The following is an 18,334-nucleotide window of genomic DNA, read 5'->3' on the forward strand; positions in this document are numbered from 1 at the left end:
TCGTCGCTCAAGGGCTCGGGTTTCGACTATGCTGGTGGCAACCTCAAGGGGGCCCGGAAGGGTCACCCGAGAGGGCTGTTCAGTCATGCACGGTGAGGGCTCAAGGAGGGTGGGGAACGATGCACTGCCCCTTCTGCCGGCACCCCGACAGCCGCGTCGTGGACAGCCGTACGACCGACGACGGCACCGCGATCCGGCGCCGCCGCCAGTGCCCCGACTGCTCCCGGCGCTTCACCACGGTCGAGAACGCGTCGCTGATGGTGATCAAGCGCAGCGGGGTCACCGAGCCGTTCAGCCGGGACAAGGTGATCGCGGGGGTGCGCAAGGCCTGTCAAGGGCGGCCGGTCACCGAGGACGCCCTCGCACAGCTCGGCCAGCGGGTCGAGGAGGCCGTACGCAGTACGGGCAGCGCGGAGCTGTCCACTCACGACGTCGGCCTCGCCATACTCGGTCCGCTCCAGGATCTTGATCTTGTCGCTTATCTGAGGTTCGCGTCCGTGTACCGGGCGTTCGAGTCGCTCGAGGACTTCGAGGCCGCCATCGCGGAGCTCCGCGACGCGCCGCCTCCCTCGGGGGAGAGCGGAGCGGGTGGGGGCGCTGAGGTCCCCGCTCCCGCGACGCAGGCCGCCGGCTGACGGCTCAAGCGAGACCGGCCGAGGCGCCACAGCTCCACAGCACTACGACGGCACGGCAGCACGGTGCCACGGCCATGAGACAGACACCGTGTCCCGGGAAGAATCGGGACACATGGGGGCGTTATGCCCGTACAGGGAGGCGGAATGACAGAGACGACGAGCGGCCCGGCACGCGGCTCCCGCGCAAAGGGCGGCAAGGCGAACAAGGGTCTGCGTATCGAGCGCATCCACACCACCCCCGGCGTACACCCGTACGACGAGGTGACGTGGGAGCGCCGGGACGTCGTCATGACCAACTGGCGCGACGGCTCGGTCAACTTCGAGCAGCGTGGCGTCGAGTTCCCCGACTTCTGGTCGGTGAACGCGGTCAACATCGTCACCAGCAAGTACTTCCGCGGCGCGGTCGGCACTCCACAGCGCGAGAAGAGCCTCAAGGAGCTCATCGACCGCGTGGTCAAGAGCTACCGGACCGCGGGTGAGCAGAATGGTTACTTCGCCTCCCCGGAGGACGCCGAGATCTTCGAGCACGAGCTGGCCTACGCCGTGCTGCACCAGATCTTCGCGTTCAACTCGCCGGTCTGGTTCAACGTCGGCACCAAGCAGCCGCAGCAGGTCAGCGCCTGTTTCATCCTGTCCGTCGACGACTCCATGGAGTCGATCCTCGACTGGTACAAGGAAGAGGGGATGATCTTCAAGGGCGGTTCCGGAGCCGGTCTGAACCTGTCCCGCATCCGCTCCTCCAAGGAGCTCCTGTCCTCCGGAGGGAACGCCTCCGGCCCCGTCTCCTTCATGCGCGGCGCCGATGCCTCCGCCGGCACGATCAAGTCCGGCGGCGCCACACGGCGCGCCGCGAAGATGGTCGTGCTCGACGTGGACCACCCCGACGTCGAGGCGTTCATCGAGACGAAGGTCAAGGAGGAGGAGAAGATCCGCGCGCTGCGCGACGCGGGCTTCGACATGGACCTGGGCGGCGACGACATCACGTCCGTCCAGTACCAGAACGCGAACAACTCGGTCCGCGTGACCGACGAGTTCATGAAGGCCGCCCAGGCCGGCGTGAAGTTCCCGCTGCGCGCTCGCATGACCGGCGAGACCGTCGAAGAGGTGGACGCCAAGGCGCTGCTGCGCAGGATGGCGGAGGCGGCACACGTCTGCGCCGACCCCGGCATCCAGTACGACGACACCATCAACCACTGGCACACCTCGCCCGAGTCGGGCCGCATCAGCGCGTCCAACCCGTGCAGCGAGTACATGCACCTGGACAACTCCTCCTGCAACCTCGCCTCGCTGAACCTCATGAAGTTCCTGCGGGACGACGACGAGGGCAACCAGGCGTTCGAGGCCGAGCGCTTCGCCAAGGTCGTCGAGCTGGTCATCACCGCGATGGACATCTCCATCTGCTTCGCGGACTTCCCGACGGAGAAGATCGGCGAGACCACCCGCGCGTTCCGCCAGCTCGGCATCGGCTACGCCAACCTCGGTGCCCTGCTGATGGCCACCGGGCACGCGTACGACAGCGATGGCGGCCGCGCCCTGGCGGGCGCCATCACCTCCCTGATGACCGGCACCTCCTACCGCCGCTCCGCCGAACTCGCGGCCGCGGTGGGCCCGTACGAGGGCTACGCACGCAACGCCGAGGCGCACCAGCGCGTCATGCGGCAGCACGCGGACGCCAACGACGATGCCAAGCGCTCCGACGACCTGGACACCCCGGTGTGGGCCGCGGCGACCGAGGCGTGGCAGGACGTCGTCCGGCTGGGCAAGAAGCACGGCTACCGCAACGCGCAGGCGTCCGTGCTCGCGCCCACCGGCACCATCGGCCTGATGATGGACTGCGACACCACCGGCGTCGAACCCGACCTCGCCCTGGTCAAGTTCAAGAAGCTGGTCGGCGGCGGCTCCATGCAGATCGTGAACAACACGGTCCCCAAGGCGCTCAAGCGGCTCGGCTACCAGCCCGAGCAGGTCGAGGCGATCGTCGAGCACATCGCCGAGCACGGCAACGTCGTCGACGCCCCGAGCCTGAAGCCCGCGCACTACAGCGTGTTCGACTGCGCCATGGGCGAGCGCTCCATCTCGCCGATGGGCCACGTACGGATGATGGCCGCGGCCCAGCCGTTCCTCTCCGGCGCCATCTCGAAGACGGTGAACATGCCGTCCACGAGCACTGTCGAGGACGTCGAGGAGATCTACCTCCAGGGCTGGAAGCTCGGCACCAAGGCGCTCGCCGTCTACGTCGAGAACTCCAAGGTCGGCCAGCCGCTTTCGGCGAAGCGGAAGGAGAAGGCGGCGGAGCCGGAGAAGGTCGTCGAGTACCGCCCCGTGCGGAACCGGCTGCCCAAGGGCCGCCCCGGCATCACCACCTCCTTCACGGTCGGCGGCGCCGAGGGCTACATGACGGCCAACTCGTATCCGGACGACGGCCTCGGCGAGGTCTTCCTGAAGATGTCCAAGCAGGGCTCGACCCTCGCGGGCATGATGGACGCCTTCTCGATCGCGGTCTCGGTGGGCCTGCAGTACGGCGTGCCGCTGGAGACGTACGTCTCGAAGTTCACAAACATGCGCTTCGAGCCGGCCGGCATGACCGACGACCAGGACGTACGGATGGCGCAGTCCATCGTGGACTACATCTTCCGCCGGCTGGCGCTGGACTTCCTGCCCTTCGAGACCCGTTCCGCCCTCGGCATCCACTCCGCCGAGGAACGGCAGCGGCACCTGGAGACGGGCTCGTACGAGTCCTCGTCTGAGGAGCTCGATGTCGAGAGCCTGGCGCAGTCCGCGCCACTGCACAGCGAGAACCGGTCGGGCGGGTCGTCCACGGAACCGCAGGCGCCCACCCCCGCCCCGGTGGAGGCGCACAGCTCCACCGAACTGGTCGAGATGCAGCTGGGGCTGAACGCCGACGCCCCGCTCTGCTTCTCCTGCGGCACGAAGATGCGCCGCGCGGGCAGCTGCTACCTCTGCGAGGGCTGCGGCTCGACGAGCGGCTGCAGCTGAGCGGGAGCCCGGCTCAGCGGTCTGCGCTGAGCCGGGTCGGCCTGAGGCGCTGAGCGGGCCGGGCCGAGCGGGCACGCGTGACGCGTGCCCGGCTCAACGGCCGCCGCCGGAAGCGGTACACGGAGGGAGCCGTTCCTGGACCGGCTCCCTCCGTGCCGTTCCACGGCCTGTCTGGCCGCGGTGCGGGCCCGCGGGGCCTCAGGGCTGCCGGCGCCCCATGACCCGGACGAACTCCGCCGGGTCGCAGTCGAATCCGCACACGAAGTCGTGGAACGACCACTCGGCCGAGCCCTGCCGGGTGAACTCCGCGACGGTCGCGGCCGTGGCCCCCGAGACCACGGCGAAATCGTTCGCGGCCAGCTCGTGATACCCCTCCATGATCCGTACATCCGTGTCGGCGACCTCGCCGAACGTCGTACGCACCTCCGTCTGCTGTATCGCCACCCCGACGACCACACGCCCGTACGACTCGGCCAGCCGGTCGAACTCCAGGGTCATCACCTCGTCGAAGCCGAAGCCCTGACCGGTCTTGCTGTCCCGGTTGAGGGTGATCGTGCCGTCCGGTGACCGGCTGTCGAAGTGCACCAGATAGGCGGGGTCGCCGTACGGGTCGTCGGCCGGGTACGTGGCGGCGATTATGTCGAGGTCGTGGTCCGGCTCACCCAGGGGGCTGGGCTGCCACTTGAGCGTCACCTCGACCTTTCCGATGCCCTTGTTGAGACTACTCACGAGACTTCCCTTCCTCGGATTCCCCGCCGGCGTGGAGCGCGTACGCCTCTCCCCGTACACCGGCGGACCGGATGACCGGAGCACGGCCGCGGACAGACGGCAGCCCCTGGCGAACACACCTCGTCACAAGATCATGTCCGTAACTTCCAGGGGCTGTACGCGAATTACCCATGTTGCCACGTCAGACGGGCAGTGGCGGGGGCGCCGGAACGGGCGGAAAGGCCGCGCGGGCGGCGTTCACCGACGCTGTTCACGCGCCGGGCGCGCGGGGCCGCGCGCCGAGGCTTTGCGAGAATATTGCGTGTGGCCGACCGTACGGTGAGTGAATTCGAGGCACAGCGCGGACGGCTGTTCGGGCTCGCGTACCGCCTGCTGGGCTCCGCAGCGGAGGCCGAGGACGCGGTGCAGGACGCGTACTTGCGCTGGGAGTCAGCGGACCGCGCGGCGATCGCGGTCCCGGCGGCCTGGCTGACGAAGGCCGTCACGAACCTCTGCCTGAACCGGCTGGCCTCCGCGCGCGTGCGGCGCGAGGAGTACGTGGGGGCCTGGCTGCCGGAACCGGTGCTGACCGAGGGCGGCGCGCTCGGCCCGCTGGACACCGTGGAGCAGCGGGAATCCGTCTCGATGGCCCTTCTCGTCCTGCTGGAGCGGCTCACTCCGGCCGAGCGCGCGGTGTTCGTCCTCCGGGAGGCGTTCGGCTATCCGCACCGGGAGATCGCCGGGATCATGGAGCTGGGCGAGGCGAACTGCCGCCAGCTCCAGCGCCGCGCACGGCAACGGCTGGGCGCGGCACCGCCGTCGGCCGCGTCCCGTTCCGCGCCCGCCGACCGGGAACGGTGGCACGGGCTGGTGGAACGCTTCCTCGCGGCCGCCCGCGACGGCGACATGGCCGGCCTGGAACGGCTGCTGGCCGCCGACGTCACCTCGTGGGCGGACGGCGGCGGCGTGGTCGGCACGGCACGGCGGCCTGTCACCGGCCGCGAGCGCGTCGCGCGCTACCTCACCGGCGGGCTGGCCAGGTTCGCGGCCGGTGTGGACTTCACGGTGGCGGAAGTGAACGGCGGCCCCGCGGCGCTGGCGTGGGCCGGCGGGCGGCTGGCCGGTGTGGTCACGGTGGAGGTGGCGGGCGCGGAGCCGGACGGCGAGCGGATAGCGGGCCTGCGGATCGTGGCGAACCCGGACAAGCTCCGCACCGTGGCCCGGCAGGCGGAGGCGCTGTCACGTTTCTGACGGCTGCCCGGTCAGCCTCCCGGAAGGCACTCGTACGAGATCCCGGAGGCCGTATCCATGAACACAGACAGCACGGACAGCACAGCAGGTGCGGAAGGCACGGGTGGCGCAGGTGGCACGGGCGGTGCTGCGCCGGGGAGGCCGGTCCTGGTGACCGGCGGCACCGGCACGCTCGGCCGCCAGGTGGTGCGGCGGCTGCTGGACCGGCAACGCGCCGTACGGGTCATGAGCCGGCGGGCCCGGCCGGCGGGTGACCGCGCGCCGTACGAGTGGGCGTCCTGTGACCTCGCGAAGGGGCGCGGCATCGACGCGGCCGTGGCGGGAGTGGACACGATCGTGCACTGTGCGACCACCCTCACCGGCGACGACGAGGCGGCCGCACGCCGGCTCCTGGGCGCGGTGCGGGAATCGGACACCGAGCTCAGGCACTTCGTCTACGTGTCGATCGTCGGCATCGACCGCGTGCCCCTCGGCTACTACCGCAGGAAGCTGGCCGCCGAGGGCGTACTCGAAAGCTCGGGGCTGCCGTACACCGTGCTGCGGACCACGCAGTTCCACGACCTGATCGCCCTCATGGCCACCTGCCAGCGGCGGCTGCCGGTCGTCTTCACGCTCTCCGGCGTCAGCTTCCAGCCGGTCGACTCCGGCGAGGTCGCCGACCGGCTGGTGGAGTTGGCGCAGGCCGAACCGGCGGGCCGCGTCGCCGACATGGGCGGGCCCGAGGTGCGTACGGCCCGTGACCTGGCGCGCAGCACCCTCGACGCGTACGTGAGGCGGCGCCGGGTCGTACCGCTGCGGCTGCCGGGGCGGGCGTTCGGTGCGTACCGCGCGGGCGGGCACCTGGCGCCGGAGAGGGCGGTCGGGCGGCTCACTTTCGAGGATCATCTCGCTGCCACAGGCGGTTCAGCCGGTCGTCCAGCACGGTGAGCGCGTCGGCGGGGGAGAGGTGGCCGATCAGCAGGTGGGTGGTGAGGCCGTCGGCGAGGGCGAGGAACGTACGGGCCTCGCACGCCGCGTCCTCCGCGGTGATGCCGGGGACCGCCTCGGTGACGAGGCGTACGAGCAGGGTGTGCAGGCTCGCGTAATTCTCGCGGAGGGTGGCCGCCAGGGCCGGCGTGACGGCCGCCTGGGCGACGAACGCGAGCCATACGCGTGCCTCCGCCCGGTGCGGCTCGCCGATCAGCGTGACCTCGGTGAGCGCGTGGCCGAGGACGGTGCGGGCCGACTGCGCGGGTGACGCACCGATGCTGGCGCCGATCCGGGAGCTGACGCGGGCGCCGACCTGCCGGAGGGCGAAGACGAGCATCTCCTCCTTCGTACGGAAGCAGCGCTGCACCGCTCCCATCGACACGTCGGCCCGCGCTGCCACGTCGCGCAGGGTGACGCCCTCCAGGCCGCTCTCGTCGGCTAGTTGCAGGACGGCGTCCGCGATGTGCCGGCGCCTGCTGTCGTGGTCGATCTGACGGGGCATGCGGCAGCTCACTCCATATTCCGATGCGCTTGTATCGGTTCGAGGTTACCCTGCCCGTTGTGATGCGTCCGCATCGGAACGATCGCGGGCAGGAACGACGAGGAGAGCGGCAGGCATGGGCAGCGAGTGGTGGAAGCAGGACGCGGCGGCCGTGGGGGCCGCCGTACGGGCCGGGGACGTCACGGCCGCCGAGGTGATCGACAGTCACCTGGAACGGATCGCCGCGGTGAACCCCGCCGTGAACGCCGTGACCCAGCTCCTCGCCGACCGGGCCCGTGAGGAGGCGGCCGCCCTGGACCGCAGGCGCGCGACGGGGGAGGAGCTGGGGCCGCTGGCCGGCGTGCCGTTCACGGTCAAGGAGACCACCGCGATCGAGGGCCTGCCGACCACCTTCGGCGCCGTCCGCTTCAAGGACCACGTGGCGCCGCGTGACGCGCCGCCCGTGGCCCGGCTCCGCGCCGCCGGGGCGATCCCCGTGGGGCACAGCAACATGCCCACGCTGATCCTCGCCGGTGTACATCCGCGCAGTGAACTCTTCGGCGACACCTGGAACCCCTGGGACCGGGGCATCAGCCCCGGCGGCACCAGCGGCGGCGACGGCGCGGCCGTGGCCGCCGGCATGGTGCCGATCGGCCTCGGCAACGACTCCGGGGGCTCGGTCCGGCTGCCCGCGGCGTTCTGCGGCACGGCCGGGCTGAAGCCGACCACCGGGCGGTTTCCCGCCGACCACCGCCTGGGGCCGGACGATCCGGCGCTGTGCTCCCAGGTGTTCGTGGTGGACGGGCCGTTGGCGCGTACGGTGCGCGATCTGTGGCTCTCCTTCGAGGCGCTGGCAGGGCCGGGGGCCGACCCGGCTGACCCGCGGGCCGTACCGGTGCCGACCCGGCTCGGCGGGCCGGGAGGACGGCCGCCTCGGGTCGGCGTGGTCGCGCGGGCGGGCGGCAGGGACACGCACCCCGACGTACGGGCGGCGGTGGACGCGGCGGCGTCGGCGCTCTCGGACAGCGGGTACGCGGTCGAGGAGGTGCAGGACGTACCGCGGTTCCAGGAGGCGCTGGACGCCTACTCGTCGATGGTGATGACGGAGTTCAGCGGGAGCTGGCCGGTGGTCAGGACCCTGCTGGGCAAGGACGGTCACCGCTATATCGAGATGTCGATGGACAAGTCCGCGCCGGTGGAACTCGCGGAGTATCTGCGGCTCACCGGGGTCAGGCTGAACATCCAGCGGGCCTGGGCGGAGTTCCAGCGGGAGTATCCGCTGCTGCTCGGGCCGGTGTTCGCACAGCCGCCGGTGGCGCCGGGGGCCGAGTCGGCGAGCGCGGAGGGCCACGAGTTCTTCGGTAGGGCTTTGGGGCTGTGCAGCGTCACCAGCTTCGTGGGTGTGCCGGCCGTGGCCGTGCCGGGCGGGGTGTTCGGCGGACTGCCGCAGGGTGTGCAGGTCATCGGGAGGTTCTTCCGTGAGGATCAGTGTCTGGACGCCGCCGCGGTGATCGAGGAGCGCGTCGGCGTACTGACACCGGTGGAGCCGCGCGGCTGACACCGGACACGCCGCGCCCTGCCGCCGGGCCAACGGGGCGCGTACGGCGGGGTGTTCGGGCCGGCTCGACGGCCGGGGTACGGCAGCGGAACGGGGCGCGCGAACCGGCTCGCGCGCCCCGACCGTACGGTCTGTCACCTGGATGGCCGTACCATGGCGCGGTGCTGGTCAAGTGGATGCGCTGCACCGTCGTCGACCGTCGGGGGTTCGAGCGGGCTCAGCGAAAGTGGGCGGGGCTGCTCGGCGAGCCGGGATTCCGCGGGCAGGGCGGCGGATGGAGCCGGTCCAAGGCCGGCGTGGTGCACCTGTTCGGCTTCTGGGAGAGCAGGGCCTTCTACGACTCCTTCATGGCGCGCTCGCACGACCGGCTGAACGCTTCACAGGTCGGCACGTACAAAGACCTCCAAGTGCGTCTCTTCGAATACCGCTTCGATGTGAAGACCGGTTTCCAGCCGGTCTTCACCGAGGCTGATCTGCTGCGGGTGGCGCACTGCCGGATCCGGCACGACCGCGTGGACCACTTCGTCCTGATGCAGGAGAAGGTGTGGAACCCGGCGATGGCCGGCTCGCCGGGAATGCTCCGCGGCATCTTCGCCCAGGCGCAACCGGAGGACGAGTTCCTGGTGCTGTCGATGTGGGACTCGGCCGCCGAACACGGCAAGTACCGGACGGAACGCGTCGAACGGCTGGCACTGCGGGCCCAGACGGGCGCGGACGTGGCGGCCATCGCGGGCGACGTGATCGACCTGGAGCCGAACTGGACCGTGTGACCGTCCCGGCCGATGACCGATGCTGCCTCCGCACCGCGGAGGCCGGATCCGGCCGTCTTCGGCGGCGCGGTGGTACGGGCCCGCAGGGCGGCGAGACCCGTACCGCCGCGGATCAGGCCACCCCGCCCGGCCCCGCCACTCCGCTGAGCGCCTCCAGATCGCTGCGCCGCACCCGTATCACCGTGGCCGCCGTGATCAGCGCCACGACCACCAGGGCCACGGCGGCGATGAACGCCGTGGATATCCCGTGCGCCAGGACCTCGCTGCCCCAGGGCCCGGGCAGCTCGTGCGTTCTGGCGAACTCGGCCTTCTCCGCGGGCGACGCGTTGGCCATGAAGTCGGGTATCTGCGCCTTGGCCTCGTCCCGGCTCGCCGTGCCGAAGACGGTCAGCAGGATCGACAGCCCCAGTGAACCGCCCACCTGCTGCGTGGCGTTCAGCAGCCCGGACGCCGCACCCGCCTCGTGCGGGGCCACACCGGAGACGGCGGTCAGGGTCAGCGTGACGAAGTTGAGGCCCATGCCGAACCCGAACAGCACCATCGGCCCGAGAACGCCGCCCATATAGCCGCTGTCCGGCTCGATCAGGGTCTGCCACGCCATGCCCACCGCCGTCAGCAGCGAGCCGACCACCATGAACGGCTTGGGCCCGAGCACCGGCAGATAGCGCTGGGAGAGCCCCGCCCCGACCACGATCGCGACGGTCACCGGCAGGAACGCGAAGCCGGCTCTGATCGGGCTGTAACCCAGCACGTTCTGCACGAACAGCACGATGAAGAAGAACATCCCGAACATCGCGGCGGACAGGCTCAGCATGATCACGTAAGAGCCGGAGCGGTTGCGGTCGGTGAACATCCGCAGCGGCGTGATCGGCTCCGCCGCGCGCGACTCGACCACGACGAACGCCGCCAGCAGCACGACCGCGGCCCCGAACGCCGCGAGCGTGTATCCGTCGGTCCAGCCGTCCTCCGACGCGCGCACGAACCCGTACACCAACGAGGCCATGCCTCCGGTGGAGGTGAGCGCGCCCATCAGGTCGAACCGTCCCGGGTGCCGCGCCGACTCCGAGATGTACAGCGGCGTGAGGACCACGATCAGAAGGCCGATGGGCACGTTCACGAACAGCACCCAGCGCCAGTCGAGCCACTCCGTGAGCATGCCGCCCGCCAGCAGGCCGACCGCGCCGCCGCCCGCGGAGACCGCGGCGAACACACCGAAGGCGCGGTTCCGCTCCGGCCCCTCCGGGAAGGTCGTCGCGATCAGCGCGAGCGAGGTCGGCGAGGCGATCGCGCCGCCCGCCCCCTGCAGCGCCCGCGCGGTCAGCAACTGCCAGGGCTCCTGTGCGAGCCCGCCCAGCAGCGAGGCCGCGATGAACAGCAGGATGCCGACCATGAACACCCGCCGGCGGCCCAGGATGTCCCCGGCCCGCCCGCCGAGCAGGAGCAGCCCGCCGAAGGTCAGGGTGTACGCCGTGACGACCCAGGACAGCCCGGTGGTGGAGAAGTCGAGCGCACCCTGGATGTGCGGAAGCGCAATGTTCACAATGGTGACATCGAGAACGACCATGAGCTGGCACGCGGCGATCACGGCCAGCGCGATGCCCCGCCGGCTCTCGCGGGGAGCGGGTTTCGGTGGACTGCTGTCAGACGTCGTCAATGAAGAGGTTGTCACTCTGGAGATCCCCCACTTGAGAAAGAGTGAACGCCACCGTTCACTAAGTCGACCACTGTAATGACCCCGTGTAGGGAACGCAAGCGTTCCCTAAAGAAAGAAGGCGATGGTGACCTGCCGTCCACCGGCCATACGACGCCGTGGCGCCGAGCTCGAACGCGCGATCCTCGATGCCACGCTGGAACAGCTGGGCACCCACGGCTGGACCGGCCTGACGATGGAGGGCGTCGCCGCCAAGGCCCGTACGGGGAAGGCCGCCGTCTACCGCCGCTGGCCCACCAAGGGCGACCTGGTCGCCGACGCCCTGCGCGCCGGGCTGCCGGAGACCGGCCTTCCGCCGGACCACGGGGACCTGCGGGAGGACCTGATCGAGATGTGCGGCCGCATGCTCGACGCCATGTACTCCCGTTCCGGGAACGCGCTCAGGGCGATCCTCGACGAGTGTGACCGCCCCGAGGCCGAGCGCTTCCACGAACTGGTCATGGGCGGTGTCGTGGAGCCCGGCAAGCGGCTCATCGGTGACATCGTGCGCCGCGGCATCGAACGCGGCGAAGTGCGCGAGGACGCGACGGGAGAGCTCGTCGTCGACGTCGCCCCGGCCATGATGATGTACCGGCACAAGGTCACCGGCTCACGTCTCGGTGAGTCCGACATTGCCGAGATGGTCGACCAGGTCATGCTGCCCCTGCTCGCCCCACGGACCGGCTGAAACGACGGAAGACGCACCGGCTACGCTGGCACCCGACATGCCGTACGAGCCGCCCACACACCGCGTTGAGCGATCCCTCCGTGCCACCACAGGCGCCAAGGTGATCGCGGGAGTTGACGAGGTCGGCCGCGGAGCCTGGGCGGGTCCGGTGACCGTGTGCGCCGCCGTCACGGGCCTGCGCCGGCCGCCAGAGGGGCTGACGGACTCCAAGCTCCTCACCCCCAAGCGCCGCGCCGAAATCGCCGGAGAACTCGAGAGTTGGGTCACCTCGCACGCCCTCGGCCACTCCTCGCCCGAGGAGATCGACCGGCTGGGCATGACGGCCGCGCTGCGGCTGGCGGCCCTGCGGGCGCTGGAGGAGCTGCCCGTGCGGCCCGAGGTGGTGATCCTCGACGGCAAGCACGACTACCTGGGCGGCCCCTGGCGCGTGCGTACGGTGATCAAGGGCGACCAGTCGTGCATCGCGGTCGCCGCCGCCTCGGTGCTGGCCAAGGTCCGCCGCGACGCCATGATGGCCGAACTCGGCGTGGAGCACGCCCCGTTCGCCTTCGAGGACAACGCCGGGTACCCCTCACCCGTGCACCGCTCCGCACTCGCACAGCACGGCCCCACTCCCCAGCACCGGCTCTCCTGGGCATACTTGGACGCCCTGCCGCGTTGGAAGCATTTGAAGCGCCCCAGGGTCGAGCCGGTCGAGCAGGCCGAACTCTTCTGAGGAGGCACGCGGCACACCCGCGGACCTCCCCGCCGGTCCTGCCGGTACGGCACCGACCTTGGGACAACCCGCCGACGCGACCCGCACCGGCGTTTGATAGACAACTCACCATGCCTCTCACCCCTGAGGAGCCACAGATTCACGAGAGTGTTCCGGGATCCCGCACCGCTGCGGCCTCCCGCTCCGTACCACCGCTCCCCGGCCCCCGGCCCACACCCCGTCCCGCGCCGCCGCGCGCGGACCGGAACCGGCCGGGCCCGAGCCGCCCGGGCAGCGGACGTGCCGGCAGCCCGTCGGCACAGAACGCCACCGCCGAGGCGAGTGGCACCGCTCAGATCCAGCTCGTCGAGGCCACCGACGCGACGGCCGTGGACACCGCTGACGAGACCGTGGACAGGCTGCTGGACGGCGGTCTCGCCCCCGGCGACATCCTGGTGCTCACCACCGGTGAGGAGCACCCGTGGGCGCAGCACGAACGGTCCTTCGGCGAGGAGTCGTACTGGCGCCAACTCACCGACGGTGAGGACGTCTTCTGCGCGCACGCCTCCGCGGCCGAACGTGTCGGCAGCCGGTCCGTGGTCGTGCTCGCCGTCAACGGCGGCACGGACGCGGAGGCCGCCAAGGCGCTCCCCGCGGCGCTCGCGAAGGCGGGCAGGGAACTGATCGTCTGCGGCGACCCGGAGCGGCTGCGCGCCCTCCTCTGAGCGTCCCGCCGGAGTGCGCGTCCCGTCAGTTCGTCAGCCCGTCAGCCGGCGGCTTGGCGCAGCTCCTCCCTGGGCTCGCCGCCGGGCTGCGGCGGGACCTTGGAACGTACGGGCACGGGGAGCGGAACAGCGGGCTCCGCGGGTGCGTCCGGCTCCGTTCTGCCCGACTGGGTCGCGTGCGGCCGCCGTCCGCCGCGCCCCTCGCCCAGCACCTGCCAGCCCGAGCGCGTCAGCGTGATGTACGCGCCGCACCGCAGGCCGTGCAGCGTGCAGGCGTCCCGCAGGCCCCACATCCAGGCGCCGTCCACCTCGGTCCAGTGGGGCGCGCCGTCCCGGCAGAACAGCAGCACGGCCGTACGGGCCGGAGTGCGGCGCCGCAGATCGTGCGGGGTGACCCGGCGGAGCCGGTCGAGCAGGGCGTTGCGGAACTCCCAGCCGTCCGGGTGCTCCGTGTCCTGGGTGAACGAGGCGCTGGCGGTGAGCCGTTCGTCCGGGCCGATGACCGCGACGACCGCCGTGGAGAGCCGGGGCCGGTGGCGCTCGCACAGGTTGTTGACGACCGCGCGCGGACTCCGCAGCAACGGGATGCCCGCGGCGGCCCATTCGGAGGGCTCGAGGGTGCGGGCGAGCCGGGAGGCGGAGTCGGTGGCGGGAGGCGGGCTGAAACCGAAGCTCACGGTCCTCCCTTCGTCCGTCGAACCAGTTCAATTGTCCCCGCACTTGCCGCCGTGCGGCAATGTGCGGGCCCGGAAAGATCATCCCTGCACCGCGAGGACCAGCGGGAGCACACCGGCCGCCCCAGCCCCGCGCAGCAGCCGCGCGGCCACCGCCAGCGTCCAGCCGGTGTCCGTGAAGTCGTCGACGAGCAGCACCGGTCCGTCCGCTTCCGCGAGCGCCTGACCGAGCTGCGGCGGCAGCGTGAGGGCGCCGTCGAGCGCGCGCAGCCGCTGTGCGCTGTTGCTCCGGGGGACGCCCGTGTCCGGCTGCCCGTCCGCGTACGCCACCGTGCCCAGCAGCGGCATCCGGCCGATCTCGGCGATCCGCTCGCTCAGCGAACGCACCAGCTCGGGCCGCGTACGGGAGGGCATCGCCACCACCCCGACTGGGCGGGCAACGGCTTCCGGTGAGCCCTCCGGGCCCGGGGCGGTGGAGGCCCAGCCGTCCGGGCCCTTCGCCCAGTCGCTGAGGACCGTCACCACGGCATTGACCACATCGTCCGGGACCGGGCCGTCCGCGGCCTGCGGCGACAGCAGGGGGCGGAGCCGGTTGCCCCAGCCGATGTCGGAGAGCCGCCCCAGCGCCCGTCCCGGTGCGGCCTGCTGCTCCGCGGGGATACGCCCCTTCAGGTCCACGCCGATCGCGGGCAGCCCGGTGGGCCACATCTTGCGGGGCTCCACCCGCACGCCCGGCCGGCCCAGCTCGCCGCGCGCGGCATCGAGCGCGCCTGCCGACACCTCGGTGGTGAAACGGGCCCCGGCGCAGTTGTCGCAGCGCCCGCACGGGGCCGCCTCCTCGTCGTCCAGCTGCCTGCGGAGGAACTCCATCCGGCAGCCGTCCGTGGACGCGTACTCCCGCATCGCCCGCTGCTCCGCCTCGCGCTGCCGCGCCACCCAGGCGTACCGCTCGGCGTCGTACGACCACGGCTGACCGGTCGCGGTCCAGCCGCCCTTCACCCGCCGCACCGCGCCGTCCACGTCGAGCACCTTGAGCATCATCTCCAGGCGCGAACGCCGCAGCTCCACCTGCGGTTCCAGCGCGGGCAGCGACATCGGCCGGTCCGCCGCCGCCAGCACGTCCAGGGTGCGGCGCACCTGGTCCTCGGGCGGGAAGGCGAGGGACGCGAAGTACCGCCAGATCGCCTCGTCCTCACGGCCGGGCAGCAGCAGCACCTCGGCGTGCTCCACGCCGCGCCCGGCGCGCCCCACCTGCTGGTAGTAGGCGATGGGGGAGGACGGGGAGCCGAGATGGACGACGAAGCCGAGGTCGGGTTTGTCGAAGCCCATGCCCAGCGCGGAGGTGGCGACAAGGGCCTTGACGCGGTTGGCGAGCAGGTCTCCCTCGGCCGCCTCGCGGTCGGCGTTCTCGGTCTGGCCCGTGTACGAGGCCACGGCGTGTCTGTGCTGCCGGAGGAACGCCGTCACCTCGCCGGCGGCCGCGACGGTGAGCGTGTAGATGATGCCGGAGCCCGGCAGCTTCTCCAGGTGCTCCGCGAGCCAGGCCATGCGGTGTGCCGCGTCCGGCAGCTGCAGGACGCCGAGGCTCAGGCTCTCGCGGTCCAGCGGCCCGCGCAGCACCAGGGCCTCCGCGGAACCGCCCGCGCCGCCCTGCTCGACGCCGGCACCAGTGCCCAACTGCTCGGCCACGTCGGCCGTCACACGGGCGTTGGCGGTGGCGGTCGTGGCCAGCACCGGGACGCCGGGCGGCAGCCCGGCCAGCATGGTCCGCAGCCGACGGTAGTCGGGACGGAAGTCGTGGCCCCAGTCCGAGATGCAGTGCGCCTCGTCCACGACGAGCAGGCCCGTGGCCGCGGCGAGCTCCGGCAGCACCTGGTCCCGGAACTCCGGGTTGTTCAGCCGCTCGGGGCTGACCAGCAGCACGTCGACCTCGCCCGCGCTCATCTCGGTCCGGACCGTCTCCCACTCCTCGGTGTTCGCGGAGTTGATCGTGCGCGCCCGGATGCCCGCCCGCTCGGCCGCCGCCACCTGGTTCCGCATGAGGGCCAGCAGCGGCGAGACGATCACGGTCGGCCCGCTGCCCTGGTGCCGCAGCAGTGCCGTCGCTACGAAGTACACGGCGGACTTGCCCCAGCCCGTGCGCTGCACCACCAGGGCACGGCGCCGGTGGGCGACGAGCGCTTCAATCGCCCGCCACTGGTCCTCACGGAGGCGGGCCCCTTCGGCGGGCTCGCCCACGAGACGGGACAGGACGGCATCGGCCGCGGCACGCAGGTCTGGGTCGGTCATACCCCCATGCAAACCCATGCCGCCGACAGTGGCGAACCCGGCCTGTGGAAAACACCTGACAAGTGCGCTTGTATGACTATCAAGGCTGCCTGTGGACAACGGCCGACGCCGGAAGCCCACTTCGGGTCACTCTCGACGCATGACACAACACGGCAGCAGCAAGCCAAGCCCTGACCACCTGCTCTCCGAGACCCACCGCCCCCGTATCTCCCTGCGCAGCCCCGGCGAACTGGCCGACGCGCTGCCGTATCTGCTGGGATTCCAGCCGGACGACTCCATCGTCGTCGTCGCCCTGCACGGCGAACGCGGTCGCTTCGGCGGCAGGCTCCGGATCGGCATTCCCACGGCTCCGGACGAATGGCCCGCGGTGGCGGACCAGCTCGCCGCCTGCCTGAAGGGGAACTCCGTGGCACGCGGCGCCGCACCGGAGGGCGCCCTGCTCTTCCTCTGCCAGGACCCGGCCGACGGCGAGTCCGGCCGGGCCGTGACGGAGCGGCTGCGGCCGCTCGCGCAGCGGCTCCGCGTCGCCTGCGGTGGACTGGAGATGCCCGTCTACGAGGCACTGTGCATCTCCGACAAGAGGTACTGGTCGTACTGCTGCCCGGACGCGGCCTGCTGTCCGGCCGAGGGGAAGCCACTCTCGCCTCCCGGCACCTCGGCCATGGCGGCCGCGGCCGCGTTCGCGGGGATCCAGGTGCGGGGCACGCAGAAGGAGATGGAGGCCCGGCTGAAACCGCTGGGGGAGCCGTTCGCGACACCACAGGAGTGCGCTCTCGACAAGGCCGCCGCGGCCCTCATGCCACGCATGCTCAACACCGCCGGCCGCGATGCGTTGGCCGGCGAGACCCTCAGGCTGGCGCGCCGGCTGATGGAGCGGCTCCACGCCGCTTCGGCGGCCGACGGCTCGGTCGGCCAGACCGCGGCCGACGCGCAGGACGACGCGCTGCTCTCGCACGAGGAGGCCGCCACGCTGATCCTCGGCCTCCAGGACCACCGCACCCGCGACCAGGCCGCGGAGTGGATGGAGGGCCGGGACGCCGCCACCGCTCTGCGGCTGTGGCGGGCCCTCTGCCGCCGCTGCGTCGGGGCGTACGACGAGCACGCGGTCGCGACGCTCAGCCTCGCCGGCTGGATCGCGTGGTCCACCGGGGACGAACCGGCGGCGCGCGTGGCGCTCGGCCGTGCCCTGCAGACCGATCCGGACTGCGTCTTCGCGCAGTTGATGCACCGGGCCTGCAACGAAGGGCTCGATCCGGAGCCCTTGCGGCGGTGCATGCGCCAGGAGCGAGCCGTGCGCCGCAGGAAGCGACGCAGGCGGACGAGGGGCACGCGCCGCACGGTGCCACGCGCGCCGTACGGAGGTGGGTGAAGTGGGCGACGCCAGTGACGGGAGGGACCTGTTTATCGTCAGGGAGACGACTATCATCGCGCCATGCCCTACGATCCGTCGGCTTACCCGCCTTTCGCCGTCACCGTTGACCTGGTCGTGCTCACGGTGCGCCGGCATGCTCTCTGTGCCCTGGCTGTCCGCCGCGGTGAGCCGCCTTACCAGGGGCGATGGGCGCTGCCGGGAGGATTCGTCAAAGCCGACGAGGACCTCGGATCGGCCGCGGCACGGGAGCTCAACGAAGAGACCGGCCTGCGCGCTCACGAGTCGGGCGGCAGTACCACGGAGGCACATCTGGAACAGCTCGCCACATACGGCGACCCGCAACGCGACCCTCGGATGCGCGTCGTCAGCGTCGCCCACCTGGTGCTCGCGCCCGACCTTCCCTCACCCACACCCGGCGGTGACGCGCACAGCGTCCGGTGGGCGCCCGTCGATACGTTCATCGCGCCCCAGGGAGGCGGCGGCCGGGACGCGGGCCAGCCCGCCCCGCTGGCCTTCGACCACGGCCGGATCCTCGCGGACGGGGTGGAACGCGCGCGGTCCAAGATCGAATACTCCTCGCTCGCCACCGCGTTCTGCCCGCCGGAGTTCACCGTGGGAGAGCTCCGCCGGGTCTACGAGGCGGTGTGGGGTGTCGCTCTGGACCCGCGGAACTTTCACCGCAAGGTGACGGGGACGCCCGGCTTCCTGGTCCCGACCGGCGGGTCGACGACCCGTCAGGGAGGGCGCCCGGCCCAGCTGTTCAGGGCCGGCGGAGCCACGCTGCTGAATCCGCCGATGCTGCGACCCGAGGTCTGACAACCCCGGGCCCTGCA

Annotated in this window: 16 protein-coding genes; 11 read left to right on the forward strand and 5 right to left on the reverse strand. The window is 71.6% G+C overall.

From position 1 onward, the window contains the following. The first annotated feature begins 119 nt into the window (after window positions 1–119). Window positions 120–635 carry a transcriptional regulator NrdR gene (gene nrdR / locus DVA86_RS12560; RefSeq protein WP_208878188.1) on the forward strand — a complete coding sequence of 172 codons (516 nt, stop codon included), beginning with the start codon at window positions 120–122 and terminating at the stop codon, window positions 633–635. A 144-nt stretch (window positions 636–779) separates the two neighbouring features. Beyond that, a complete protein-coding gene (locus DVA86_RS12565) occupies window positions 780–3,632 on the forward strand; it encodes a vitamin B12-dependent ribonucleotide reductase (RefSeq protein WP_208878189.1) in 2,853 nt (950 codons plus the stop codon). A 198-nt stretch (window positions 3,633–3,830) separates the two neighbouring features. Here the strand turns inward: DVA86_RS12565 and DVA86_RS12570 are convergent, their stop codons facing one another. Then, on the reverse strand, window positions 3,831–4,361 hold the full coding sequence (locus tag DVA86_RS12570) for a TerD family protein (RefSeq protein ID WP_208878190.1): 531 nt from the start codon (window positions 4,359–4,361) through the stop codon (window positions 3,831–3,833). 303 nt (window positions 4,362–4,664) lie between these two features. Here DVA86_RS12570 and DVA86_RS12575 point away from each other — a divergent pair, with 303 nt between their 5' ends. Both DVA86_RS12575 and DVA86_RS12580 read left to right on the forward strand, forming a co-directional pair. After that, window positions 4,665–5,591, forward strand: a complete 927-nt coding sequence (locus tag DVA86_RS12575; RefSeq protein WP_208878192.1) for an RNA polymerase sigma-70 factor — start codon at window positions 4,665–4,667, stop codon at window positions 5,589–5,591. Window positions 5,592–5,648: 57 nt separating this feature from the next. Then, window positions 5,649–6,518: an SDR family oxidoreductase gene (locus tag DVA86_RS12580; RefSeq protein ID WP_208878193.1), complete on the forward strand. Its 870-nt coding sequence runs from the start codon at window positions 5,649–5,651 to the stop codon at window positions 6,516–6,518. Here DVA86_RS12580 and DVA86_RS12585 read toward each other — a convergent pair. Then, a complete protein-coding gene (locus DVA86_RS12585) occupies window positions 6,460–7,062 on the reverse strand; it encodes a TetR/AcrR family transcriptional regulator (protein ID WP_208878195.1) in 603 nt (200 codons plus the stop codon). The two genes, DVA86_RS12580 and DVA86_RS12585, sit on opposite strands and share 59 nt — an antisense overlap. A 115-nt stretch (window positions 7,063–7,177) precedes the next feature. Between DVA86_RS12585 and DVA86_RS12590 the strand changes: the two genes are divergently transcribed. Continuing rightward, window positions 7,178–8,599, forward strand: coding sequence for an amidase family protein (locus DVA86_RS12590; protein WP_208878196.1), 1,422 nt, complete (start codon window positions 7,178–7,180; stop codon window positions 8,597–8,599). Window positions 8,600–8,760: 161 nt separating this feature from the next. After that, the gene (locus DVA86_RS12595) at window positions 8,761–9,369 is read left to right on the forward strand and encodes a YdbC family protein (protein WP_208878198.1); all 609 of its coding nucleotides are present in this window, start codon (window positions 8,761–8,763) and stop codon (window positions 9,367–9,369) included. 112 nt (window positions 9,370–9,481) lie between these two features. On the opposite strand, the gene DVA86_RS12600 is transcribed toward DVA86_RS12595, so the two are convergent. After that, window positions 9,482–11,038 carry an MFS transporter gene (locus DVA86_RS12600; RefSeq protein WP_425470821.1) on the reverse strand — a complete coding sequence of 519 codons (1,557 nt, stop codon included), beginning with the start codon at window positions 11,036–11,038 and terminating at the stop codon, window positions 9,482–9,484. 106 nt (window positions 11,039–11,144) lie between these two features. Here DVA86_RS12600 and DVA86_RS12605 point away from each other — a divergent pair, with 106 nt between their 5' ends. The 3 genes from DVA86_RS12605 to DVA86_RS36100 all read left to right on the forward strand — a co-directional run bounded on the left by DVA86_RS12605 (window position 11,145) and on the right by DVA86_RS36100 (window position 13,166). Continuing rightward, complete coding sequence (locus tag DVA86_RS12605) at window positions 11,145–11,747, forward strand: TetR/AcrR family transcriptional regulator (protein ID WP_208878200.1); 603 nt, start codon at window positions 11,145–11,147, stop codon at window positions 11,745–11,747. A gap of 37 nt (window positions 11,748–11,784) precedes the next feature. Beyond that, complete coding sequence (locus DVA86_RS12610; protein WP_208878202.1) at window positions 11,785–12,462, forward strand: ribonuclease HII; 678 nt, start codon at window positions 11,785–11,787, stop codon at window positions 12,460–12,462. 368 nt (window positions 12,463–12,830) lie between these two features. Beyond that, window positions 12,831–13,166, forward strand: coding sequence for a hypothetical protein (locus DVA86_RS36100; RefSeq protein ID WP_342776355.1), 336 nt, complete (start codon window positions 12,831–12,833; stop codon window positions 13,164–13,166). A 41-nt stretch (window positions 13,167–13,207) separates the two neighbouring features. Here DVA86_RS36100 and DVA86_RS12620 read toward each other — a convergent pair whose 3' ends face one another. Both DVA86_RS12620 and DVA86_RS12625 read right to left on the reverse strand, forming a co-directional pair. After that, a complete protein-coding gene (locus DVA86_RS12620; RefSeq protein WP_208878204.1) occupies window positions 13,208–13,843 on the reverse strand; it encodes a hypothetical protein in 636 nt (211 codons plus the stop codon). 78 nt (window positions 13,844–13,921) lie between these two features. After that, complete coding sequence (locus DVA86_RS12625; RefSeq protein ID WP_208878206.1) at window positions 13,922–16,129, reverse strand: DEAD/DEAH box helicase; 2,208 nt, start codon at window positions 16,127–16,129, stop codon at window positions 13,922–13,924. A gap of 139 nt (window positions 16,130–16,268) precedes the next feature. Between DVA86_RS12625 and DVA86_RS12630 the strand changes: the two genes are divergently transcribed. Next, a complete protein-coding gene (locus tag DVA86_RS12630) occupies window positions 16,269–17,498 on the forward strand; it encodes a DUF4192 domain-containing protein (RefSeq protein ID WP_208878208.1) in 1,230 nt (409 codons plus the stop codon). Between the two features lie 63 nt (window positions 17,499–17,561). After that, complete coding sequence (locus tag DVA86_RS12635) at window positions 17,562–18,317, forward strand: NUDIX hydrolase (RefSeq protein ID WP_208878210.1); 756 nt, start codon at window positions 17,562–17,564, stop codon at window positions 18,315–18,317. The last annotated feature ends 17 nt before the right edge of the window (window positions 18,318–18,334 follow it).

Source organism: Streptomyces armeniacus, assembly GCF_003355155.1.
GTDB classification, from domain to species: Bacteria; Actinomycetota; Actinomycetes; order Streptomycetales; family Streptomycetaceae; genus Streptomyces; species Streptomyces armeniacus.